The 20,127-nt window shown below is 46.6% G+C and carries 21 protein-coding genes; 9 read left to right on the top strand and 12 right to left on the bottom strand.

Annotated elements, in window-relative coordinates; genetic code table 11:
- Positions 1-47: 47 nt before the first annotated feature.
- From LZG75_RS08115 to LZG75_RS08100, 4 genes are read left to right on the top strand one after another with little or no spacing between them, the layout of a single operon-like run.
- Positions 48-254 carry a hypothetical protein gene (locus tag LZG75_RS08115; RefSeq protein WP_233923488.1) on the top strand — a complete coding sequence of 69 codons (207 nt, stop codon included), beginning with the start codon at positions 48-50 and terminating at the stop codon, positions 252-254.
- On the top strand, positions 208-1,086 hold the full coding sequence (locus LZG75_RS08110) for a tetratricopeptide repeat protein (protein ID WP_233937193.1): 879 nt from the start codon (positions 208-210) through the stop codon (positions 1,084-1,086). The genes LZG75_RS08115 and LZG75_RS08110 overlap by 47 nt, the downstream gene beginning before the upstream one ends.
- Positions 1,058-1,561, top strand: a complete 504-nt coding sequence (locus tag LZG75_RS08105; RefSeq protein ID WP_233937192.1) for a peptidylprolyl isomerase — start codon at positions 1,058-1,060, stop codon at positions 1,559-1,561. Before LZG75_RS08110 ends, LZG75_RS08105 begins: the two co-directional genes overlap by 29 nt.
- 35 nt (positions 1,562-1,596) lie before the next feature.
- On the top strand, positions 1,597-2,385 hold the full coding sequence (locus LZG75_RS08100) for a UDP-2,3-diacylglucosamine diphosphatase (RefSeq protein ID WP_233937191.1): 789 nt from the start codon (positions 1,597-1,599) through the stop codon (positions 2,383-2,385).
- Between the two features lie 3 nt (positions 2,386-2,388).
- Here LZG75_RS08100 and LZG75_RS08095 read toward each other — a convergent pair whose 3' ends face one another.
- Positions 2,389-3,207, bottom strand: a complete 819-nt coding sequence (locus tag LZG75_RS08095; protein WP_233923492.1) for an inositol monophosphatase family protein — start codon at positions 3,205-3,207, stop codon at positions 2,389-2,391.
- Positions 3,208-3,330: 123 nt separating this feature from the next.
- On the opposite strand from LZG75_RS08095, the gene LZG75_RS08090 reads away from it, so the two are divergent.
- Positions 3,331-4,155: an RNA methyltransferase gene (locus tag LZG75_RS08090; RefSeq protein ID WP_233923493.1), complete on the top strand. Its 825-nt coding sequence runs from the start codon at positions 3,331-3,333 to the stop codon at positions 4,153-4,155.
- 23 nt (positions 4,156-4,178) lie between these two features.
- On the top strand, positions 4,179-4,949 hold the full coding sequence (gene cysE, locus LZG75_RS08085; protein WP_233923494.1) for a serine O-acetyltransferase: 771 nt from the start codon (positions 4,179-4,181) through the stop codon (positions 4,947-4,949).
- Between the two features lie 17 nt (positions 4,950-4,966).
- Here the strand turns inward: cysE and LZG75_RS08080 are convergent, their stop codons facing one another.
- Positions 4,967-5,596 carry a peptidylprolyl isomerase gene (locus LZG75_RS08080; protein WP_233937185.1) on the bottom strand — a complete coding sequence of 210 codons (630 nt, stop codon included), beginning with the start codon at positions 5,594-5,596 and terminating at the stop codon, positions 4,967-4,969.
- 36 nt (positions 5,597-5,632) lie between these two features.
- Between LZG75_RS08080 and LZG75_RS08075 the strand changes: the two genes are divergently transcribed.
- A complete protein-coding gene (locus LZG75_RS08075; RefSeq protein ID WP_233937183.1) occupies positions 5,633-6,907 on the top strand; it encodes a cupin domain-containing protein in 1,275 nt (424 codons plus the stop codon).
- Between the two features lie 100 nt (positions 6,908-7,007).
- Complete coding sequence (locus LZG75_RS08070) at positions 7,008-7,184, top strand: hypothetical protein (RefSeq protein ID WP_233923497.1); 177 nt, start codon at positions 7,008-7,010, stop codon at positions 7,182-7,184.
- Between the two features lie 76 nt (positions 7,185-7,260).
- Here LZG75_RS08070 and bamC read toward each other — a convergent pair whose 3' ends face one another.
- From bamC to LZG75_RS08025, 9 genes are all read right to left on the bottom strand, one after another.
- Complete coding sequence (gene bamC / locus LZG75_RS08065; RefSeq protein WP_233937180.1) at positions 7,261-8,379, bottom strand: outer membrane protein assembly factor BamC; 1,119 nt, start codon at positions 8,377-8,379, stop codon at positions 7,261-7,263.
- Positions 8,380-8,444: 65 nt separating this feature from the next.
- On the bottom strand, positions 8,445-9,371 hold the full coding sequence (dapA, locus tag LZG75_RS08060) for a 4-hydroxy-tetrahydrodipicolinate synthase (RefSeq protein WP_233923499.1): 927 nt from the start codon (positions 9,369-9,371) through the stop codon (positions 8,445-8,447).
- Between the two features lie 27 nt (positions 9,372-9,398).
- Complete coding sequence (locus tag LZG75_RS08055; protein ID WP_233923500.1) at positions 9,399-9,938, bottom strand: class I SAM-dependent methyltransferase; 540 nt, start codon at positions 9,936-9,938, stop codon at positions 9,399-9,401.
- Between the two features lie 2 nt (positions 9,939-9,940).
- Complete coding sequence (locus tag LZG75_RS08050) at positions 9,941-11,143, bottom strand: tryptophan--tRNA ligase (protein WP_233923730.1); 1,203 nt, start codon at positions 11,141-11,143, stop codon at positions 9,941-9,943.
- A 41-nt stretch (positions 11,144-11,184) separates the two neighbouring features.
- On the bottom strand, positions 11,185-12,033 hold the full coding sequence (locus LZG75_RS08045) for a 3',5'-nucleoside bisphosphate phosphatase (RefSeq protein WP_233923501.1): 849 nt from the start codon (positions 12,031-12,033) through the stop codon (positions 11,185-11,187).
- A 9-nt stretch (positions 12,034-12,042) separates the two neighbouring features.
- On the bottom strand, positions 12,043-13,146 hold the full coding sequence (zapE, locus tag LZG75_RS08040) for a cell division protein ZapE (protein WP_233937169.1): 1,104 nt from the start codon (positions 13,144-13,146) through the stop codon (positions 12,043-12,045).
- The gene (lpdA, locus tag LZG75_RS08035; protein ID WP_233937166.1) at positions 13,147-14,583 is read right to left on the bottom strand and encodes a dihydrolipoyl dehydrogenase; all 1,437 of its coding nucleotides are present in this window, start codon (positions 14,581-14,583) and stop codon (positions 13,147-13,149) included.
- A gap of 12 nt (positions 14,584-14,595) precedes the next feature.
- Positions 14,596-15,816, bottom strand: coding sequence for a 2-oxoglutarate dehydrogenase complex dihydrolipoyllysine-residue succinyltransferase (gene odhB, locus LZG75_RS08030; protein ID WP_233937157.1), 1,221 nt, complete (start codon positions 15,814-15,816; stop codon positions 14,596-14,598).
- A gap of 26 nt (positions 15,817-15,842) precedes the next feature.
- Positions 15,843-18,704 (bottom strand): 2-oxoglutarate dehydrogenase E1 component, encoded by a 2,862-nt coding sequence (locus LZG75_RS08025; RefSeq protein ID WP_233937154.1) that lies wholly within the window; start codon positions 18,702-18,704, stop codon positions 15,843-15,845.
- A gap of 302 nt (positions 18,705-19,006) precedes the next feature.
- Here LZG75_RS08025 and LZG75_RS08020 point away from each other — a divergent pair, with 302 nt between their 5' ends.
- Positions 19,007-19,690 (top strand): helix-turn-helix domain-containing protein, encoded by a 684-nt coding sequence (locus LZG75_RS08020; protein ID WP_233937150.1) that lies wholly within the window; start codon positions 19,007-19,009, stop codon positions 19,688-19,690.
- Between the two features lie 11 nt (positions 19,691-19,701).
- Here LZG75_RS08020 and LZG75_RS08015 read toward each other — a convergent pair whose 3' ends face one another.
- Complete coding sequence (locus LZG75_RS08015; RefSeq protein ID WP_233923507.1) at positions 19,702-19,986, bottom strand: H-NS family nucleoid-associated regulatory protein; 285 nt, start codon at positions 19,984-19,986, stop codon at positions 19,702-19,704.
- Positions 19,987-20,127 lie beyond the last annotated feature (141 nt).

The raw sequence follows: 20,127 nt of genomic DNA, 5'->3' as shown, positions 1-20,127 counted from the left end.
GCGAAGGTATCGGTTCCGCTAATTTGTTAGACTGCTGAGTATATCGAATGAGCCCACACCTCCCCACCCTTCCTAAAACTCCCTTTTATTGGTACCGCAAAATCCTTTTGCCGGTCTGCGGAACCTTGCTTTTCAATTTAGGGGGTTGTGCCAGTATTAATGGCGATCCAAATGCAACTTATGCAATTCCTCAGGCTACTTTTAATGATGGCCCACCTTCAATGGCCGATTCTGTCGCTGTGCCTTATCAATAAGTTGGCTAGCATGCGTTTATTCTCCTTAGTTCAACGGTTTATATCTGCTGCAGTGTTGCTTGGCGCAATTTTCTTGAGCGCCTGCACTACCACTCCACCCCCTCCAGTGGTCTCATCTTATAGCCCAACCGCTGGGTTTGATCCGCTAACTGCCCCTATCGCTAATTCAATTGCCGTACCCTACCTGTCGTTCTTAATTATCGAGCCCGATGCCCTTGCAAAAGATGGCATTCCACCCCAAATTGAAAAGCTCGTAAGAGCAAAACAATTTAAAGCAGCGGTTGATCAAATCGACCTAACCTTGATTAAGAACCCACGTAATGTGCAATTGCGTTTTTTGAAGGCGCGCTTACAAATTGAATTACACAATATTCCTGCTGCCAAAAAAACCTTTACTGAAATTACCCAACAATTTCCAGAGTTACCCGAGCCCTACAATAATCTAGCGGCCATTGGGGCTAGCCAAGATCAATGGATTGATGCCCGCGATTATCTTGAATTAGCGCTGAAGCTGCGTCCAGATTACGTTACTGCCCTGTCAAACTCAGGTGATATTTATATTCGTTTAGCCGCTAAAAACTATGAAGCAGCCGCGAAATTACAACCCAATATTCGGGAAAATGCGCGTCGTAATAAAGCCTTGCAAGAAATTCTGAAGCCGCCCGTTGTCAAAGTGCCCCAAGCTGCGGCAGCAGCAAAACCGGCCACCACCCCAACAACTTCAGTTGCGCCAGCAACATCACCATCAGTTACTGCAGCACCCGCCACTTCAACCCCTAACCTTCTAGAAAGTACACCAAGCAATGGCCAAAGTTCTTCTCAAAACAAATAAAGGCGATATCACCTTATCTCTCGATGCTGCTAAAGCGCCAAAAACCGTGGCGAATTTTTTACAATATGTAAAAAGTGGGCATTATGATGGCACTATATTTCATCGCGTTATCGATAATTTCATGATTCAAGGCGGTGGCATGACCACTGGCCTAAAACAAAAATCAACCTTGGCTGAAATTGAAAACGAAGCAAATAATGGCTTAAAAAATCTGCGCGGCAGTGTGGCAATGGCCCGCACCAACGAGCCCCACTCGGCATCATCGCAATTTTTTATCAATTTGAATGACAATGATTTCTTAAACCATACAGCACCCAATGCGCAAGGCTGGGGTTATGCAGTCTTTGGCGAAGTTTGTGACGGCATGGATGTCGTTGATGCCATTCGCAAAGTCAAAACGGGTACCGCTGGTTTTCATCAAGATGTACCCACCGAAGATGTCACGATTGAAAAAGCCACGGTTTTAGAAGACTAATTCACGAGCTAGTCATTTTTTAAGAAATTTTCAGCATGATTCCAAGCTACGCTAGCGCCCTCTTGATTTCCGATATCCATCTCACGCCGTCAATGCCAATAACGGCGCAACGGTTGATTGATTTTTGTGAAAAAGAGGCGCGCTCGGTTGAAGCCGTTTTTATTTTGGGCGATCTCTTTGAATATTGGGTAGGCGATGATGCTAGCTTACGCTCCCCTTTTCATCTAGAGATAAAAAATGCCTTGGCCAATTTGGCGCTCAGTGTAAAAATTTACTATCTTCATGGTAATCGCGATTTTTTAATTGGTCCTGATTTTTTAAAGAAAACCAGTATGACCCTCTTGCCCGACCCAAGTAAAGTAGTCTTAGCAGGCTCTGAATATCTCTTAAGCCATGGCGATATTTTATGCACTGCCGATAACGCGTATCAACTCTTTCGTAAGTGGGTTCGTAAACCCTGGCTACAACAGCTATTTTTAAAAATGCCCCTCAACTGGCGTCGCACTATAGCCCAGCAGTTGCGAAGCAATAGTACCGCGCAGTATCAGCGAGCTGCGCGTTATGCGCCTGAATCCACTCAAATGAAAGTCGATGTCACTCTTCATGCCTGTGCCAGCCTTGTCGATCAATTTAAGATCGATCAGCTTATTCATGGTCATACGCATTTACCCACTCGACATCATGAAAACTTCAATCAAGTGGAGTGGCAACGCTGGGTGCTATCCGATTGGGATTTAGATCATCCCGAGAGCGTCTTGCCTAAAGCTAGTGCACTACGCATTGATGCTAATGGGGTGCGCTACCTAGACTTAGTTAAGGGGTAAAAACTAACTCCGTTTTAAGGCGCTATTGCCCTCTGGCGCTTTAGCATAAGGTCGCAAAATTTGCGCCATCTGGGCAAATAAACGAGGGTTAGCCGCCATCACCTCACCACTTTGCAAGAAACCTTCTTCACCCGAGTAGGTACCCACTAGGCCGCCTGCTTCGGCCACAATTAAAGCGCCTGCTGCCATATCCCAGGGCTTTAAATCACTTTCAAAAAATCCATCATAACGACCCGCAGCAACATAAACCAAATCTAAAGAAGCAGCACCAGGCCGACGCAAGCCAGCGCATTGCCGAGACATCTCAGCAAAAATGCGTAAGTAGCTCTCAAGGTCTTGATCTTCTCGGTAAGGAAAGCCCGTTCCCAGCAAAGCATTAGCCAAACGGATTTCAGCTGCTACCCGCAAACGACGGCGATTTAAATACGCTCCGCTACCCCTAGTAGCAGTAAATAATTCATCGCGAGTGGGGTCATATACCACTGCTTGCTGAGTCACTCCCGCAACCGCTAAGGCAATTGAAACTGCATACTGCGGAAAGCCATGAATAAAATTGGTGGTGCCATCAAGGGGGTCAATAATCCAAATTGATTCCGCATCGGGTTTGTGGCTACCTGTTTCTTCCGCCAAAAAACCATGGTCAGGGTAGGCATCACTTAAGGTTTCAATAATGGCCGCTTCGGCTTGTTGGTCTACTTCTGTCACAAAATCATTATGTTGTTTACGATCAACCTGCAAGCGCTCTAAGTTCAGCGAGGCACGGTTAATAATAGTTCCAGCACGGCGGGCAGCCTTAACGGCCACATTCAACATAGGATGCATAAGATTAGTGTGAGCAAATTAAATAAGAGCCAGCCTGTAAGTGCCCTAAAAAATGCGGGACAATAACAAGCGAAGCGCTCATCTTAAACGATCGGACGCAATACCTGCAGAATGAACCTCAAGATGCCCCCAATGACTCCACAACCGACCCATAGTGACGCGGTTAACCCGCTGCATCAGCTAAGCTCACTACCTGAACATCCTGCATTTAATGCGCTAAATTGGGTCTTGGTCCAAACCAGCCATCCTGGCAATATTGGCGCAAGCGCGCGGGCGCTAAAAACCATGGGCTTTCAGCGCCTCACGCTAATAGCCCCACGTCAAAATAAGCCGTTCGAGCACTCTGAGGCCATTGCCTTTGCCAGTGGCGCTCAAGACGTATTAGAGCAAGCGCTCGAAAGACCGACCTTGGGTCCAGCCCTCAAAAATTGTTCGCTGGTGCTAGGTTTAACTAGCCGAGAGCGCCAATTTGGGCCGCCAGCGCTTTCGTGGCCAGAAGCTTGCCAACGGGCGACTCAACTATTAATGAATGAAGAGCAAGTGGCTTTGGTTTTCGGTACAGAAAGAACTGGTCTAGATAATGAAGCCCTCAAACTGTGTTCACATCGAGTCTTTTTAGATGCTAATCCGGCATACCCCTCTTTGAATTTAGCGCAAGCCGTAATGGTCTGCGCCTATACCCTGCGCCAGTCTTTGCAAGCCGAAATAGCCCGCCACAAAATCAGCTCAAACCCCAAAGCAGCAAGCAGTGATCTAGCCGACCCCACCGCAGTGGCCGCTATGGCCGAGCATTGGCGCCAAGGCCTTGAATCTATTGGCTACCTTGACCCCGATCGGCCCAAAAAACTAATGCCCCGTTTACAGGCCTTGTTTGCACGAGCCGAACTGCATAAAGAGGAAATTGATTTATTAAGGGGTATCGCCAAACAGATGCTGACAAAAAAATAAGCGCTTCCGATTAAACTCTCACTATGGCCAACGCATTCTTCGACGAAATCGATTCCATTATTGCCCGTGATCCGGCAGCGCGAAACCGGCTGGAGGTAATACTTTGCTACCCTGGTTTGCATGCGGTATGGCTGCATCGTGTTGCGCACTTTTTTTGGCAAGTAGAACTTAAATTAATCGCCCGCCTATGGTCAATGTTGGCGCGTTGGCTTACCGGCATTGAAATACATCCTGGGGTCAAAATTGGGCGCCGGGTTTTCCTCGATCATGGCCTGGGTATTGTCATTGGCGAAACCACGGTTATTGGTGACGATTGCACAATTTATCAAGGCGTTACTTTAGGCGGCACCTCACTTTATAAAGGCGTCAAACGTCACCCCACACTAGGCAAGGGGGTGGTTGTTAGCGCAGGCGCTAAGGTCTTGGGTGGGTTTATGGTGGGAGATGGCGCCCGTATAGGCTCAAATGCTGTCGTGCTGAAAGAAATACCGGCGGGTGCAACCGCCGTTGGTGTGCCAGCCCGCACCCTACACCCCGACTTACCTCACGCTGGCAGTATGGAGAGTAAGGCTAATTTTTCTGCATACGGAATCACCCCCAATGCCGATGATCCCATGTCACTTGCGCTAAAAGGGCTGATTGACGCCACCCTCTTACAAGAAACAAAAATACAAGCCTTAGAAGAAGCCTTGGCAAAACTAACAGGACACGCCCCTACACAGGTAACACCTAGCTCTGAAGATGGCGCTGCGATGCGCGAGCTAGATGCAATTAAGCGCTGGCTGAAAGAATAAAATATGACGGATTTTATTTAGTGCAAGGTGTGCGGATTTGCGCCATCTTTTTTTTGTGCGCCGCCAATATAATCTTCATCCATTTCATCGTCACCCTCATCCAAAACCCCAAAGCCAAGACCTTCCTCGCCTTGCGGGTGTCGATTTTGAATTTCCTCATCGGTGGCAATTCGCACTTCTTCTACCTGCAACCAAAAGCGTAACGCCATGCCAGCAAGGGGATGATTACCATCCAGCACCACTTGATTCTCGGCAACATCGGTCACGGTATAAATCATTGCGGAAAGATCCTCTTCGTCGCTATCATCTATCACCTCATGAACCTGTTCGGCATCAAGCGAAACGTCATCTGCGTCGGGTACACCCTCAAATTGCATCCCTACCTCAAGCGGCTCTGGAAAACGCGTACGGGGCTCTATTTTTAATAACTCAGGGTCGTATTCGCCAAATGCATCGCCAGGATCGAGTTGCAAAGTGGTTTCATACCCCACATCTTGCCCATCTAAAGCGGTTTCAATTTTTGGAAAAGTGCCATCATAACCCCCGTGCAGGTATACCATCGGGGCTTCGGGTTCTTCGATGACATTATTTTGTGCATCGGTTAATTTGTAACGCAGCGAGACAATAGTATTTTTTGAGATCTTCATACGTAGTTTGCTAATAAGTTTGCTAAAAAATTAGAATTGAGTTCATTTTACTTGAGCAATCCCTACCAACCACCCCGCGCGCCTGAAGTCTTGCTCTTGAAGCAAGCTTGGCCCCTCTTGGGCGGCCTTAGCCCACAAGTCTTTATGCGCAATTACTGGCATCAGCGCCCCCTCTTAGTGCGGGGAGCTATTCCTGCTTTTCAGCAAGCTAAGGCCCTTGGTAACCCGCTCGATAGTCCTATATCGGCCCAGGCACTCTGGGCTATGGCCAGTCAGGGTGAAAGTGAAGCCCGCTTAATTCGCTCTAAACCCTGGCGTCTTCATGACCTCAGTACCGAGCCGCTCAAAGCCAAGCATTTACCAAATCTTAAAGACCCTAATTGGACCCTGCTCATACAAGGGGTAGAGGCCCATCACCCCGCTGCCGCAAAGGTACTTTCTTGGTTTCGCTTTATACCCGATGCCAGATTAGACGATTTAATGATCAGCCTTGCCGGTATCGGGGGTGGCGTGGGGCCCCACTTTGACTCCTATGATGTGTTTTTATTGCAAATGGCAGGCCGCAGAAAATGGTCAATTTCCACCCAAAGTGATCTAACACTCAAAGCGGGGCTGCCACTGAAAATTCTGCGTCACTTTAAGGCTCAAGAAGAATGGGTGCTTGAGCCTGGCGATATGCTCTATTTACCGCCAAATACAGCACATGATGGCGTCGCGCTCGATCCAGCATGCCAAACCTGGTCAATTGGCTTTCGAGCACCCACCTACCGAGAATTACTCCAAGAGGGGTTGTGGCGCTTAGCTGAATCCCTAGACTCGGTACCCGAGCTCAATACACACTATGCCGATCCCCAGCAAGGTGCCACCAAGCAACCCGAAGTGCTACCACCAGAGCTAATTAAGCAATTGAAAAAACGCCTGAAAAGCCTTGATTTAAATGATATTAATCATTTTTTACAGGGTATTAGTGCCTATTTAAGCGAACCCAAGCCCAGCGCATATTTTACGGGCCCAGCAAAACCCCTCAGTTACCCACAATTTATTGGCAAGCTGTCTACAAGCTCTTTGTATCTACATCCACTTACCCGCATGATCTGTGACAAGCAGCATATTTTTTGTAATGGCGAAAATATGACCCAAACCGCCAGCCCGCTAGTCAAGCAGTTATGGCGCGCGCTGGCAACGAACAAAACCCTTAGTCTCTCAGCTCAGCAGCGGTTAATTCTCCGGCCTACCCAAGGCCAAGCTGCCCATTCTCTCTACAGCGCATATCAAGCCGGATGGTTAATCTTTGAACCATTCCCCCAATGATGGCTATAATGTTTTCTGGATTTGTTAAGGGGTAACCCTTAACTGATTCCAACAACAATTACCGGTAATTGATGTTAATTTTTTTTAAAGGAACTTACAAATGAAGAAGTCACTATTACTTGCTGCTATGTTAGCCGTTGCTTTGGCTGCTTGTGGCAAAAAAGAAGAACCAAAACCAGCGCCTGCTCCAGCTCCTGCTGCTGCTCCTGCTGATGCTGCTCCTGCTGCTGCCGCTCCTGCTGCTCCAGCTCCTGCTGCTCCTGAAGCAAAGAAGTAATCTTCTTGCAGAAGAACGAAAAAGCCGCGTAAGCGGCTTTTTTTACGATCTCATACCAATCAAAATCAGTAGTAAATTAGCGCGCTAGTTGTTCAGCTAATAATGTGAGCAATTGAATTCCAGCAGGAGAATTTTCTGGTTTGCCTTCAGCATCTTGCGCAAATACTTGACTTGCCTCTGCGCCATTGGCCTTTACAAAAATTCGATATTGCTTCGCTTGTAAAGCAGCTTCATCTTTACTACTAAAAAGCCCAGAAAAGAAGCCCTTAGAAGCATCGCCAGTATCTTTAGTATTGACGTAGCGCACAAAGTAAACTCCTTTTGAGCGATCACGATCGATTACCGTAAAGTTCGACCGATCAAGCGCTAGGCCCACATCGCGCCAAGCCCGATCAAAGCTCGAGGGTAATTCAATCACAGCTACTCCACTACTATCTTGCGCAAGTTTCGCTTTGACCACTTTATTGGTGGGTGAGCTAGCTGCTGCTAACTGGGCTTTAGCTTGTTCTTGCGTATGACCAAGACGCTCCATCAGCCTGACCAGAAAAGCAGCGTCTAAATCAGGGTCATTGGGTCGTGGTACCCACTTGGTTGAAATCACACCACCACTGTTATCGCGGACGGGCTCTTCTGAAGCGCCTTTATGGGTAATAAAAATTTCTGTCTGATCAGGCTTTAAAACCTCTAAACGCGTTTTATATTTATCGCGCTCACCAGTATCAAAAACACTCGAGAGCACACCACCTAATAGGCTGCGTAAATAATCTTGCGGAATTTTGGCACGATTTTCAACCCAATCGGTTTCCATAATGCCGGTGGTAGGCGAATCTACTAATAATAAAAACCCATTTTCTTGCCAAAAATCTTTAATTTGCGGATAAAGCTCGGCTGCTGGTTTATCGATGACGAGCCAACGCCTGTCGCCATCTCGCACCATACGCATACCTGGAATTCCAGTTAAAGGCGTTTTACGTACTTCTCCGCCCTTTTTTAGAATGGCGTTGTAATCAGACATGGTGGCGCTACCGTCCTGTACTAAATAACGGCGATCGGCTTGCGTAGTAACTAAATCAGGAGGATAGGCTAGGTTGGGGCCGCGCTGAGTACCGCCCGACTTGTAATCAACCTTATCAGAACTTACTGTAGAAGTCGTGCAGGCAGTTAAGCCCGCAGTTAGTCCTAGGCAAGCAAGCATTAGCAGGGTGAAAAAATTGCGGGTATGGGGTTTGAATCGAAGTCGATAAACCTTCACATCAAAAATCATAAAAGACCAAGTTGCTTAAGGGTGGACAACAAAGAGTCTCGCAAAGCGGGGCTCAAGGGCGTTAAAGGCAAACGGATGCCAGGCGTAATTTTACCCATAGCGTGTAATGCCCATTTCACGGGAATAGGATTTGCCTCAATAAACATGGCTTTATGCAAAGCAAATAAGCGAAACTGCAAATCGCGCGTGCGCACCAAATCGCCATTCATAGCGGCACTACATAAATCATGCATTAAACGCGGGGCTACATTTGCAGTAACCGAAATATTGCCTTGACCACCCATTAGCATCAGCATAAAAGCTGTTAGATCATCGCCCGAGTAAACCGCAAAATTACTTAACCCAGCAGACTGTAAATCCGCTAATAACATACAGCCTCGCTCTAAATTGCCCGTGGCATCTTTAATACCCACAATGCCAGGTACTGTTGCTAAACGTAAGATGGTGTCATTGGCTAAATCGGCTACCGTTCTACCAGGTACGTTGTAGAGAATCATCGGCAAATCAACCCGCTCAGCAATGCTTTTGAAATGGGCAAACATACCTTCTTGGGTCGGTTTGTTGTAATACGGCACCACTTGCAGGCTCGCATCAGCGCCCACCTTTTTCGCGAACTCAGTTAGCTCAATCGCCTCAAGGGTTGAATTGCCACCAGTGCCAGCAATTACCGGAATACGGCTAGCAATCTGCTCTACTGCTACCCGAATGAGTTCGCAATGTTCTGCCACCGAAACCGTGGGCGATTCACCACTCGTCCCAACAATCACTATCGCCGAAGTGCCTTCGGCTACATGCCAATCTAATAAATTACGTAAAGCCGAAAAATCTAAAGCGCCATCAGCAAACATGGGGGTAACAATTGCCACCATGCTGCCTTTAATCGGCTTCTCAAGCAATCTAGCGCTGGAATTAGGCGTATTCATCGCTGAAATTGTAACGGATAAGGCCCTCTAAGCCGATTTTTGGGCGCAGAGGCGCTGCACCATCGCCGGTTTAGGTAGATCGGTAAAAAGATCTTCGTAAGCCCATACCCGCAAGCCAGAGCGCTGGGCTAACTGCAACAATTCCGCAGGGTTTAATAAAAATTTGGGGCTGGTCGGTTTTCCAAACTCAGCATTGCCTTGGGCAAAAGTTTCATAAATTAAGAAACCGCCCTTACTCAGAAGGCTCGGCAATACCTCCAAAAAGGGGCGATAGAGATAATTTGTCACGACGATTCCGTCCCAAAAGCCAAAGCTGGCGCTCGACAAGGGCCACACGGCAGCCTCTAAATCCATTTCAAGCCATTGGGGGTTACCGCTCTTTAATTGGCCCAGGTTTTCCCGTGCCAAAGCCAACGATTCGACATTGCTGTCAACCCCGAGAACATCAAAGCCTGCATTAGCCAAAAAAATACTGTGTCGGCCGCTACCACACGCTAAATCAAGCACCCTGCCACCTGGCTTCAACAACGCCGCAAAGCGCTGCACCCAGGAAGAAGGGTCAAGCACGGCTAGTCATACGCTAGCCCCATTGCCTCGCGTACCTCACGCATGGTTTCTTGGGCAACCTTGCGCGCCTTATCACATCCGTCAGCAATAATGGAGCGCAATAAACTAGGGTCGTCCAAATATATTTGCGCTCTTTCAAACATGGGCTGCTGTTCTCGCAAAATGGCATCAATGACTGGCTGCTTACATTCTAAACAACCAATGCCAGCGGAAATGCACCCTTTTTTAGCCCAATCTTGAGTGACCGAATCAGAATAAACCAAATGTAATTGCCATAAAGGACAATGCTCTGGATTACCAGGATCGGTTCGCCGCACCCGTGCTGGATCGGTAGGCATCGTGCGTACTAAGCGAATAATTTCAGCGGGCTGCTCACGAATGCCAATTGTGTTGTTGTAGGATTTCGACATTTTTTGACCATCGAGTCCAGGCATGCGCGAAGCTTTGGTTAATAAAGCTTGGGGCTCTGGCAAAATAATTTTTCGCGCCCCCTCTAAATAACCAAATAACCGCTCCCGATCAACCATCGACAGGCTTTGAGAATCTTGCAGCAGGGCCTGAGCTTGTTCTAGAGCCTCAGTATCACCCCGCTCTTGATAGGCAACCCGCAGTTCAGCATACATTTTGGCGCGCTTACTACCCAACTTCTTTACCGCCTCGATTGCCTTGACTTCAAAATCCGCTTCGCGCCCATATAAATAGTTAAAACGGCGGGCGACTTCTCGCGACATCTCTACGTGCGGCACTTGATCTTCACCAACAGGAATCAGTTGAGCGCGATAAATTAAAATATCCGCAGCCTGCAGAAGGGGGTAACCTAAAAAACCATACGTTTGCAAATCTTTTTCTTTTAATTTTTCAATTTGATCCTTATACGTTGGCACTCGTTCCAACCAACTTAAGGGCGTGCCCATTGCTAGTAATAAAAAAAGTTCAGCGTGTTCAGGCACTCTACTCTGAATAAATAAAGTCGCTTGTTGCGGATCAACCCCAGCAGCCAACCAATCGATTACCATCTCCCAAACCGATTCCTCAATCACGCTAGACGTTTCATAATGAGTGGTTAGAGCATGCCAGTCGGCAACAAAGAAGAAACAAGGGTATTCCGATTGCAACTGCACCCAATTCTTGAGCACGCCATGGTAATGGCCTAAATGCAAATTGCCAGTGGGTCGCATGCCAGAAAGTACACGTTCAGCAAACATCATTCATTTTTTCTAAAAATTAATTTCAAAAATTACAATTGTTAATGAAACACCGACCAAATGGGCTTCAAGCTAGAAGGTAAATTCGGTAGCAAACCCAAATCAGTATGGCTTTCACGCGGGTCATGAAAATCAGAGCCTCGTGAACCCATAAAACCATAATCAATAGCAATCTTGGCATACGTTTGATACTGATCAGGGCTATGACTGCCGGTTACTACTTCAATGCCCAATCCACCTAAATCTTTAAAACGCGCATACAACTCCGTCATCTGTAGCGGGGTTAAATGATAGCGCCCTGGATGGGCAATCACGGCAACGCCACCAGCACTCCGAATCCAATGTACTGCATTTTCTAAGGTTGCCCAACGATGTTGCACATAGCCAGGTTTACCTGCAACCAAATAATTTTTAAATACTGTTTCGGTATCGCGACAAAACCCTTGCTCAACTAAAAACCGCGCAAAGTGGGTACGAGAAATTAATTCTGGATTACCGGCATACAGTTGCGCCCCTTCAAAACTACCGGCAATGCCAACTTTAGCTAATTGCTCTGCCATCGCCTGCGCTCGATTACGGCGCCCATCGCGGGTTTGACGCAGACCCTCAATTAAGCCAAGATCAGTAGGATCAATACCTAAACCCACAATATGTACCGTATGGTCTAGCCAGGTTATCGAAATTTCCACCCCCGCCACATAGTCAATTCCACATTGCGCTGCCGCAGCTTGGGCGCGAACCTGGCCCCCCAGCTCGTCATGGTCGGTTAATGACCACAATTGCACCCCATTCAGCTGCGCACGCTCTGCCAGCGCTTCAGGTGACAAGGTTCCGTCTGAAACCACAGAATGGCAGTGCAAATCTGCATTTAGTACAGAAGGTGTATTCATCCAGCTATTTTAGGTCAAGCTTGTATTAATTACTCGGCGCGGGGCATCGAGATAGGCGCGAGATTGCATTTCCACTAGGCGGGATACGGTGCGACCAAATTCAGCCACAATTTGACCTTCAGGATAAAGCTCTGCAGGTGGTACTTGCGCCGACATAATCAATTTGATTCTATGGTCATATAAAATATCAATTAGCCAAATAAACCGCCGAGCTTCATTGGTCATGCGCGGCGGCATATACGGTACCTCCGACAACATAATGGTATGAAAGCGCGTCGCCAACTCCAGATAATCATTTTGCGAGCGGGGCCCAACGCACAGGGTTTGAAAATCAAACCAGACTACCCCTTCAGCCAAACGAAAGGGACGAATTTGTCGCGACTCGATAAAGAGCACGGGGCACGACATCTCATCGCGATTACCACTTAAGCGCTTAAATGTATCTAATAAAATTAAATGATTTTGCGCCGTAAGGGGACATAAATAAGCCTCAACTTGTGCCATTTGTAGCTGCCGATAATCAGCGCCAGCATCGACATTCAAAATATCGAGCTTGTCTTTAAGTAGTTGAATTGCTGGCAGTAAGCGATCACGATGCAAGCCATTCGGATACAGATCATCAGGCTGGTAATTCGAGGTCATAATGAATTGCACGCGATCTTCAAATAAGGCTTTTAATAAGCGATATAAAATCATCGCATCGGCAATATCGTTTATATGAAACTCATCAAAACAAATTAAGCGGTAGCGTTCAGAAATGCGTTTAGCTACCTCATCAAGCGGGTTAACTAAACCCGACAGTTCATGTAATTCATGATGCACTCCGCGCATGAACTCATGAAAATGAATGCGAATCTTTTTTTCTACTGGCGAGGCAGCATAAAAACAGTCCATTAAAAAGGATTTGCCCCGCCCCACACCCCCCCATAAATAAATGCCTCTAGGCAATTCAGGGTGAAACAGTTTTTTCTTCAGGGCGTTATCACGCTTTTCTTTATAGGCTACCCATTCATCCTCACATAATTGCAAGCGCGCTACTGCACGCTCTTGCGCAGCATCAGTATGGTAGCCATGCAACTGTAATTCATGGCGGTAATACTCGGCAACTTTCAATTACATGTTTAATGCGCGCTGATCGGTTGCAAGGGCAGCCTCACGCATTACCTCAGATAAGCTTGGGTGTGCATGACAAATACGGGCAATGTCTTCTGCGGCAGCTTTAAATTCCATTGCCACAGCGGCTTCAGCAATGAGGTCAGAGGCATTTGGCCCAATGATATGAACCCCTAAAACCTCATCTGTTTTTGCATCAGCTAGCACTTTAATGAAACCTTCGGAGCGTCCCATACCTAATGCACGGCCATTGGCTGCAAACGGAAACTGTCCTGCTTTAAAAGCTCTGCCACTTTCTTTTAGTTGCTGTTCGGTTTGACCAACCCAAGCAATTTCTGGATCGGTATAAATAACCCATGGAATGCAGTTGTAATCAATATGGGGTTTTTGGCCTGCCATTATTTCGGCCACCAGAACACCTTCATCTTCAGCTTTATGCGCAAGCATGGGGCCACGCACTACATCACCAACCGCATAGACGCCAGGCATGGCGGTAGCACAGGTATGGTGATCGATGGGAATAAAACCGCGTTCATCAGTTTTCAGGCCAATGGCTGCCAAATTAAGGCCATCCGTATTGGGCACCCGCCCAACGGAAATAATTAAACGCTCACACACTAATTTTTGCGCTTTACCAGCACTATCTTGATAACTTACTGTGACTTCTTTTTTAGAACTAACTACTTCACCAATTTTTACCCCCAGCTGAATATCTAAGCCTTGTTTAGTAAAAATTTTCTGGGCTTCTGCAGCAATGCCCGCATCGCAGGCACCTAAAAAAGTCGGTAAAGCCTCTAAAACGGTCACCGTTGAACCAACCCGTCGCCACACAGAGCCTAACTCAAGGCCAATAACGCCGGCGCCAATCACACCCAAACGCTTTGGAATCGAGTCAAATTGCAGTGCCCCTTCGTTATCGCAAATCATCACGTTATCAACTTTAATCGTTGGTAAATGCCGCGCCTTCGAACCTGTGGCAATAATCACTTGCTTAGCTGTCACTGTCGTCGGTGTTTTGCCATCAATCTGCAGTTGGTAGCCCGCCGCATCTTTACCCAAAAAAGCTGCGTGCCCTTTTAGTAAAGTCACTTTATTTTTGCGAAATAAATAGTTAATACCACCTGTCATTTTGGTCACAATAGCGTCTTTACGCGCCAACATTTTTTTAATGTCGATACTAACTTGCCCCACAGTAATGCCATGGTCGGCAATACTATGCTCAATTTTTTCGAACTCTTCGGATGACGCTAACAAGGCTTTCGATGGAATGCAGCCCACATTCAGGCACGTACCGCCTAGGCGGATTTCACCCTTGGGATCGTTGAACGAGCTAGCTTCAACACAAGCCACTGAAAAGCCCAATTGCGCAGCCCGAATTGCCGCAATATATCCCCCCGGTCCGGCACCAATTACCACCACATCAAAAGCTTGACTCATGGATTATCTTTCTTATAGATCAAGCAACAGGCGAGCAGGATCTTCAATTGCCTCTTTCATGGCCACCAAGCCCAACACGGCCTCGCGGCCATCAATAATGCGGTGATCATAAGATAATGCTAAGTAATTAATGGGCCGAATTACAATTTGTCCGTCTTCCACTACCGCCCGCTCTTTAGTTGCATGAATACCCAAAATGGCCGACTGGGGAGGGTTAATAATGGGGGTCGACAACATCGAGCCAAACACCCCGCCATTTGAAATAGAAAATGTACCGCCGGTTAATTCTTCAATGGATAATTTACCTTCGCGAGCCTTCACTCCAAATTCAGCAATTTTTAATTCAATTTGCGCTAAATTCATTTGATCAACATCACGTAAGATGGGCACGACTAAACCGCGCGGAGAGCTAACCGCAATTCCAATATCAAAATAGCCATGATAAATAATATCGTTGCCATCGACCGAAGCATTCAGTAATGGAAATTTTTTCAAAGCATGGGTTGCCGCCTTTACAAAGAAAGACATAAAGCCAAGTTTTACACCATGGGTTTTTTCAAATACCTCTTTGTATTTATTGCGCATTGCAATTACTGGCGCCATATTGACTTCATTAAAGGTTGTCAAGATCGCATTATTAGCCTGCGATTCGAGCAAGCGCTCGGCAATACGGGCGCGCAAGCGGCTCATAGGCACCCGCTCTTCAGGTCGATCACCTAATGGCATCGTCGCTGGTGGCAAAGCGGCTTGAGCCGCTTTTACAGGCTTAGCCCCGCCAGTAGCTACCGCAGCCAGCACATCCCCTTTGGTAATCCGGCCGTCACGTCCACTACCGCTAATAGCGGCAGCATTCGTGTTCAGTTCAGCCATTAATTTTACTGCCGCAGGGGCTGCTGCAACTGTTGCTGAAGCCCTTGGCGTTGTAGCTGGCGGTGCTGCTATTGCACTTGCTACTATGCTAGCAGTTGGAACTGCAGCAACGGTAGGAGTGGCGACACTATCGAGCTTGGCAATTAATTGCTCAGCTACTACCGTAGCACCATCTGGCTGCAGAATTTCGGTTAGCACACCAGCTGCGGGTGCAGGAACTTCTAAAACCACTTTATCGGTTTCAATCTCAATCAGAATTTCATCTTGCGCCACCGCTTCGCCAGGTTTTTTTCGCCACTTTAATAAAGTTGCCTCTGTAACAGATTCAGAAAGTTGCGGTACCTTAACTTCAAAAATAGACATATTTTTCCTAAAATGAATCAATCGACTTATTTATTTTTTGTCACAATAAAACCTTTTAATTTTGCAAAGGCTGAGTTCAGTAATGATTTTTGTTGCTCTTGATGTAAATGCGAATAACCCACTGCTGGTGATGCTGATGCCGGCCGACCCGCATAAGCTAGCCGCATGCCGTCACCCATATTTTCTAAAATATTGTGTTGCACAAAAAACCAAGCGCCTTGATTTTGTGGTTCATCTTGACACCAAACAACCTCTTCTAAATTAGAATATTTTTTAAGTTCAGTAGCAATTGACTTATGCGGAAATGGATAAAGTTGCTCGAGCCGAATAATGGCAGTATCTGTTGATTTCTTTTCAACTCGCGCCTTCACTAAATCGTAATACACCTTACCCGAACAAATAATTAAGCGAGTTACTTGCTTTGGCTCAAGCGTCGCGTCAGTATCAGGCAAAACCGTTTGAAACTGGCCTTTTGTAAACTCCATCAAAGGTGAAGCGGCTTCTTTATTGCGCAATAACGATTTTGGCGTCATTAACACCAGCGGCTTGCGAAATTGCCGAATCATTTGGCGACGCAAGACATGAAAAATTTGCGCGGCCGTAGTAGGTTGTACCACCTGCATATTCGTATCAGCACACAACTGCATAAAACGCTCTAAACGAGCCGACGAATGTTCTGGGCCCTGCCCCTCATAGCCATGCGGCAACATCATCACTAAGCCGTTCACCCTACCCCACTTCACCTCACCTGAGGCGATAAATTGGTCAATCACAACCTGGGCACCATTAGCAAAGTCGCCAAACTGCGCTTCCCAAATCGTCAAGGTGTTGGGTTCAGCAGAAGCATAGCCGTATTCAAAGCCAAGCACCGCCTCTTCAGAAAGAATTGAATCGATTACGGTAAATGGGGCCTGATCTTTAGCAACATGCTGCAAAGGAACATAAGTACCAATATCCCATTTCTCGCGATTTTGATCGTGCAATACGGCATGGCGATGCGTAAATGTTCCACGGCCGCTATCCTCACCAGATAAACGCACTGGGTAGCCACTAGCCACTAAAGAGGCAAACGCCATATGCTCACCCATACCCCAATCGATATTGATTTCACCACGACCCATGGCGGCACGATCAGCAATGACCTTTTCGACTAAATGATGCGCCTTAAAGTCGGCTGGAATTGTTGTGATGCGGGCGGCTAAACGTTTCCATTCAGCCAATGGAATCGCAGTATCTGCTTGATCGGTCCATTTTTTATTTAGAAATGGCGACCAATCGACAGCGAATTTTCCTTTGAAATTACTTAATACCGGGTCAGAAGTTTGTTTCCCTTCATCCATTGCTGCACGAAATGCTTTCACCATCAAATCGCCGCCGCCTGCGGCGATCACGCCTTGAGTCTCTAACTTATCTGCATACAGTTTGCGGGTACCGGGGTGAGCCGCAATAATTTTATACATTAGGGGCTGAGTCATTGCGGGTGAATCTTGTTCGTTATGGCCTAGCTTGCGAAAACAAACAATATCGATGGCTACATCTTTCTTAAAGGTGCTACGAAAATCTAAAGCTAACTGGGTCGCCAATACAACTGCCTCAGGGTCATCTCCATTGACATGTAAAACCGGAGCGTCAATCACTTTCATAATGTCAGTGCAATAAAGGCTAGAACGTAGATCACGCGGATCTGAAGTAGTAAAGCCAATTTGATTATTAATCACAATATGTACTGTGCCGCCCGTGGAATAACCTCTTACCTCTGACATCGCTAAAGTTTCTTGTACAACTCCTTGCCCAGCAATCGAGGCATCGCCGTGCACTAAAACAGCCAAGACTTGATCGCCATGCAAATCGCCGCGGCGCTCCATGCGGGCCCGAGCCGAGCCTTCAGCAACCGGATCAACAATTTCTAAATGGGAAGGATTAAATGCCAAAGAGACATGGACTGGGCCGCCTGGTGTTGAAATATCACTAGAAAAACCCTGATGGTATTTAACGTCGCCCGATGGTAGATCTTCTGGTGCGGTATGCTCAAATTCAGCAAATAGATCCTTAGGCATCTTGCCTAAAACATTGACCAGCATGTTTAAGCGGCCGCGGTGCGCCATGCCCACGACTATTTCTTGTATACCTTTAATACCAGCGCCACGAATTAATTCATCCATGCTGGCGATAAAACTTTCACCGCCCTCAAGAGAAAATCGCTTTTGGCCCACATATTTGGCTTGTAAATAGCGCTCGAGACCTTCAGCTGCAGTTACGCGATCTAAAATTTGACGCTTTTCTTCAAGATTAAAGCGCGGGGTTGAGCGTACTGATTCTAATTTTTCTTGCCACCATTTTTTTATTTTTTGGTCGGCTATGTACATCACTTCGGCACCTATCGTGCCGCAATAGGTTTCGCGCAAAGCCTGCAATAAATCGCGCAGGGTCATCGTGTCTTTGCCAAAAAACGTATTACTAATATTGAAGACAATATCCATATCGCCATCGCTAAAACCATAGAAGGCGGGATTTAATTCCGGAATATCGGGGCGTTCGGTGCGCTTTAACGGATCAATGTTGGCCCAGCGATTACCGACATTTCGATATGCGGCTATCAGTTGTTGAACAGCGACTCGTTTACGACCCATCTCCGCATCTGCCGAGTCACTAACTTTACGAATGGGGCCTTGCTTTGCGCGCTCAGCAAAAGAAGCGACGATTGGCGCATGAGCAATATCTGGGTGGTTACCGCCATCAACAGCGGGTACACGATTGACCTTATCAAAATACGTGCGCCAATGATCAGAAACCGAACTGGGGTCAAGCAAGTAAGACTCATATAGGTCTTCTACATACGGCGCATTACCGCCAAACAAATAGGACGAGCCTATTGAAGCTTGCCTCATGATGCTCACCTTTCGTCGGGTATGCCGAAAAAAACTGTGGTTTAAACCGTCCGGGCTTTGGCTTTACCAAATTGCGAACTGATCACTGATGAATCTACACATTGAATCTAATATCGAATGGTTATTTTAGCATCATTAAGCTTATTAATAGTCAGGTTTTATGGCGAAGTGGGGAGGAATCGACCAAATTCTGACCCTTTAATAAGAAATTTCCTACAACTGTTTCAGCCGAAACTGACAGCATCCCTGCGAAATGATTTATATGCTTGAACCTTCATAAAACTGAAAGAAATTTACCAATAATGAAAGCCATTAATCCCGCCTCAGACTATCTCAGTACTCGCCAAAGCGCTAAAATTCTCCAAGTATCCTTGGGTACCGTCCAAAAAATGGTTGAAGTTGGCGAGCTTATCGCCTGGAAAACCTACGGCGGTCATCGGCGGATCCTCGCCAGCTCCCTAGAAAAGCAATTAACGCGCCGTAAACAACTCATGCGGCAGAAAATATCAACTCATTGTGTGGTCATGGCTATTTTTCGCCGCACTGAAAACCGTGAAGAATTACAAGAAATTTGTCGGGATTGGTCGCTGCAGGTCGACCTAATCTGGTCGCTCGATAGCCTTGAGGGTCTCATGCAAGCAGTATCAAGCGCACCCGACTTAATTTATCTCGATGCCTTTATTCCCCCAGTTGAGCAAGTACACATCATCCATTATTTAAGTAAAAATGAACTTACCCAACGCATTCCCATTTTGGTTGATGAGGGTTTTGTGGAACTTCATCCTGGCGTAATACAGTTGGCAGGAGAAAATTCAGGAGTCATCCAGCCCCAGCCCAATGCAGAAAACGCCAGTTCCGCTCAAAATCAAAATATTTTAGAGAACCCCCTCATTCTGGGTTATCCAGCGAATCACTCCCAGTTGGCTAAACAGCAACTTGAACAGTTGTTTGTTGAAGCCTTATCGAGAAAGTACGATTGGGCTTAAAGTCCATAGACTTAAATCGTAAAACTCGTTCGATCTCTGCCTTCAATCCATTTGGGGGCCTTGCCGCGCCCAGTCCAAGTATCACCAGTACTGGGATTGCGGTATTTTGGGGGGACCTTGCCACTCGCCCCACGGGTGGCAGATTTCCGACTAAATAAATCGCCTACTTCTAATTTATAACGCTCAATAATGACTTTAGCTTGCGCTATCCCCTCAGCCTTTTCACGCTGAATTGCATCTTTAATTTGTTGGTCTAATTGCTCGCGTTGGGCTAATAAATCAGTGTAACTAACCATTATTATTAATACTCCAAATGTAAATGATGATAAAGGTTAATATTATTGTATATCAGCTTAAATAGATATAAATAAATCTAGGCATTAGTATATAACAAATGATTATATTAATTACTGAATTAATCAAATTTATAATTACTA

Origin of the sequence: Polynucleobacter sp. IMCC30063 (genome assembly GCF_021395235.1) — a bacterium.
Taxonomy (GTDB): Bacteria; Pseudomonadota; Gammaproteobacteria; order Burkholderiales; family Burkholderiaceae; genus Polynucleobacter.
This window is presented reverse-complemented; position numbering and strand designations above follow the sequence as displayed.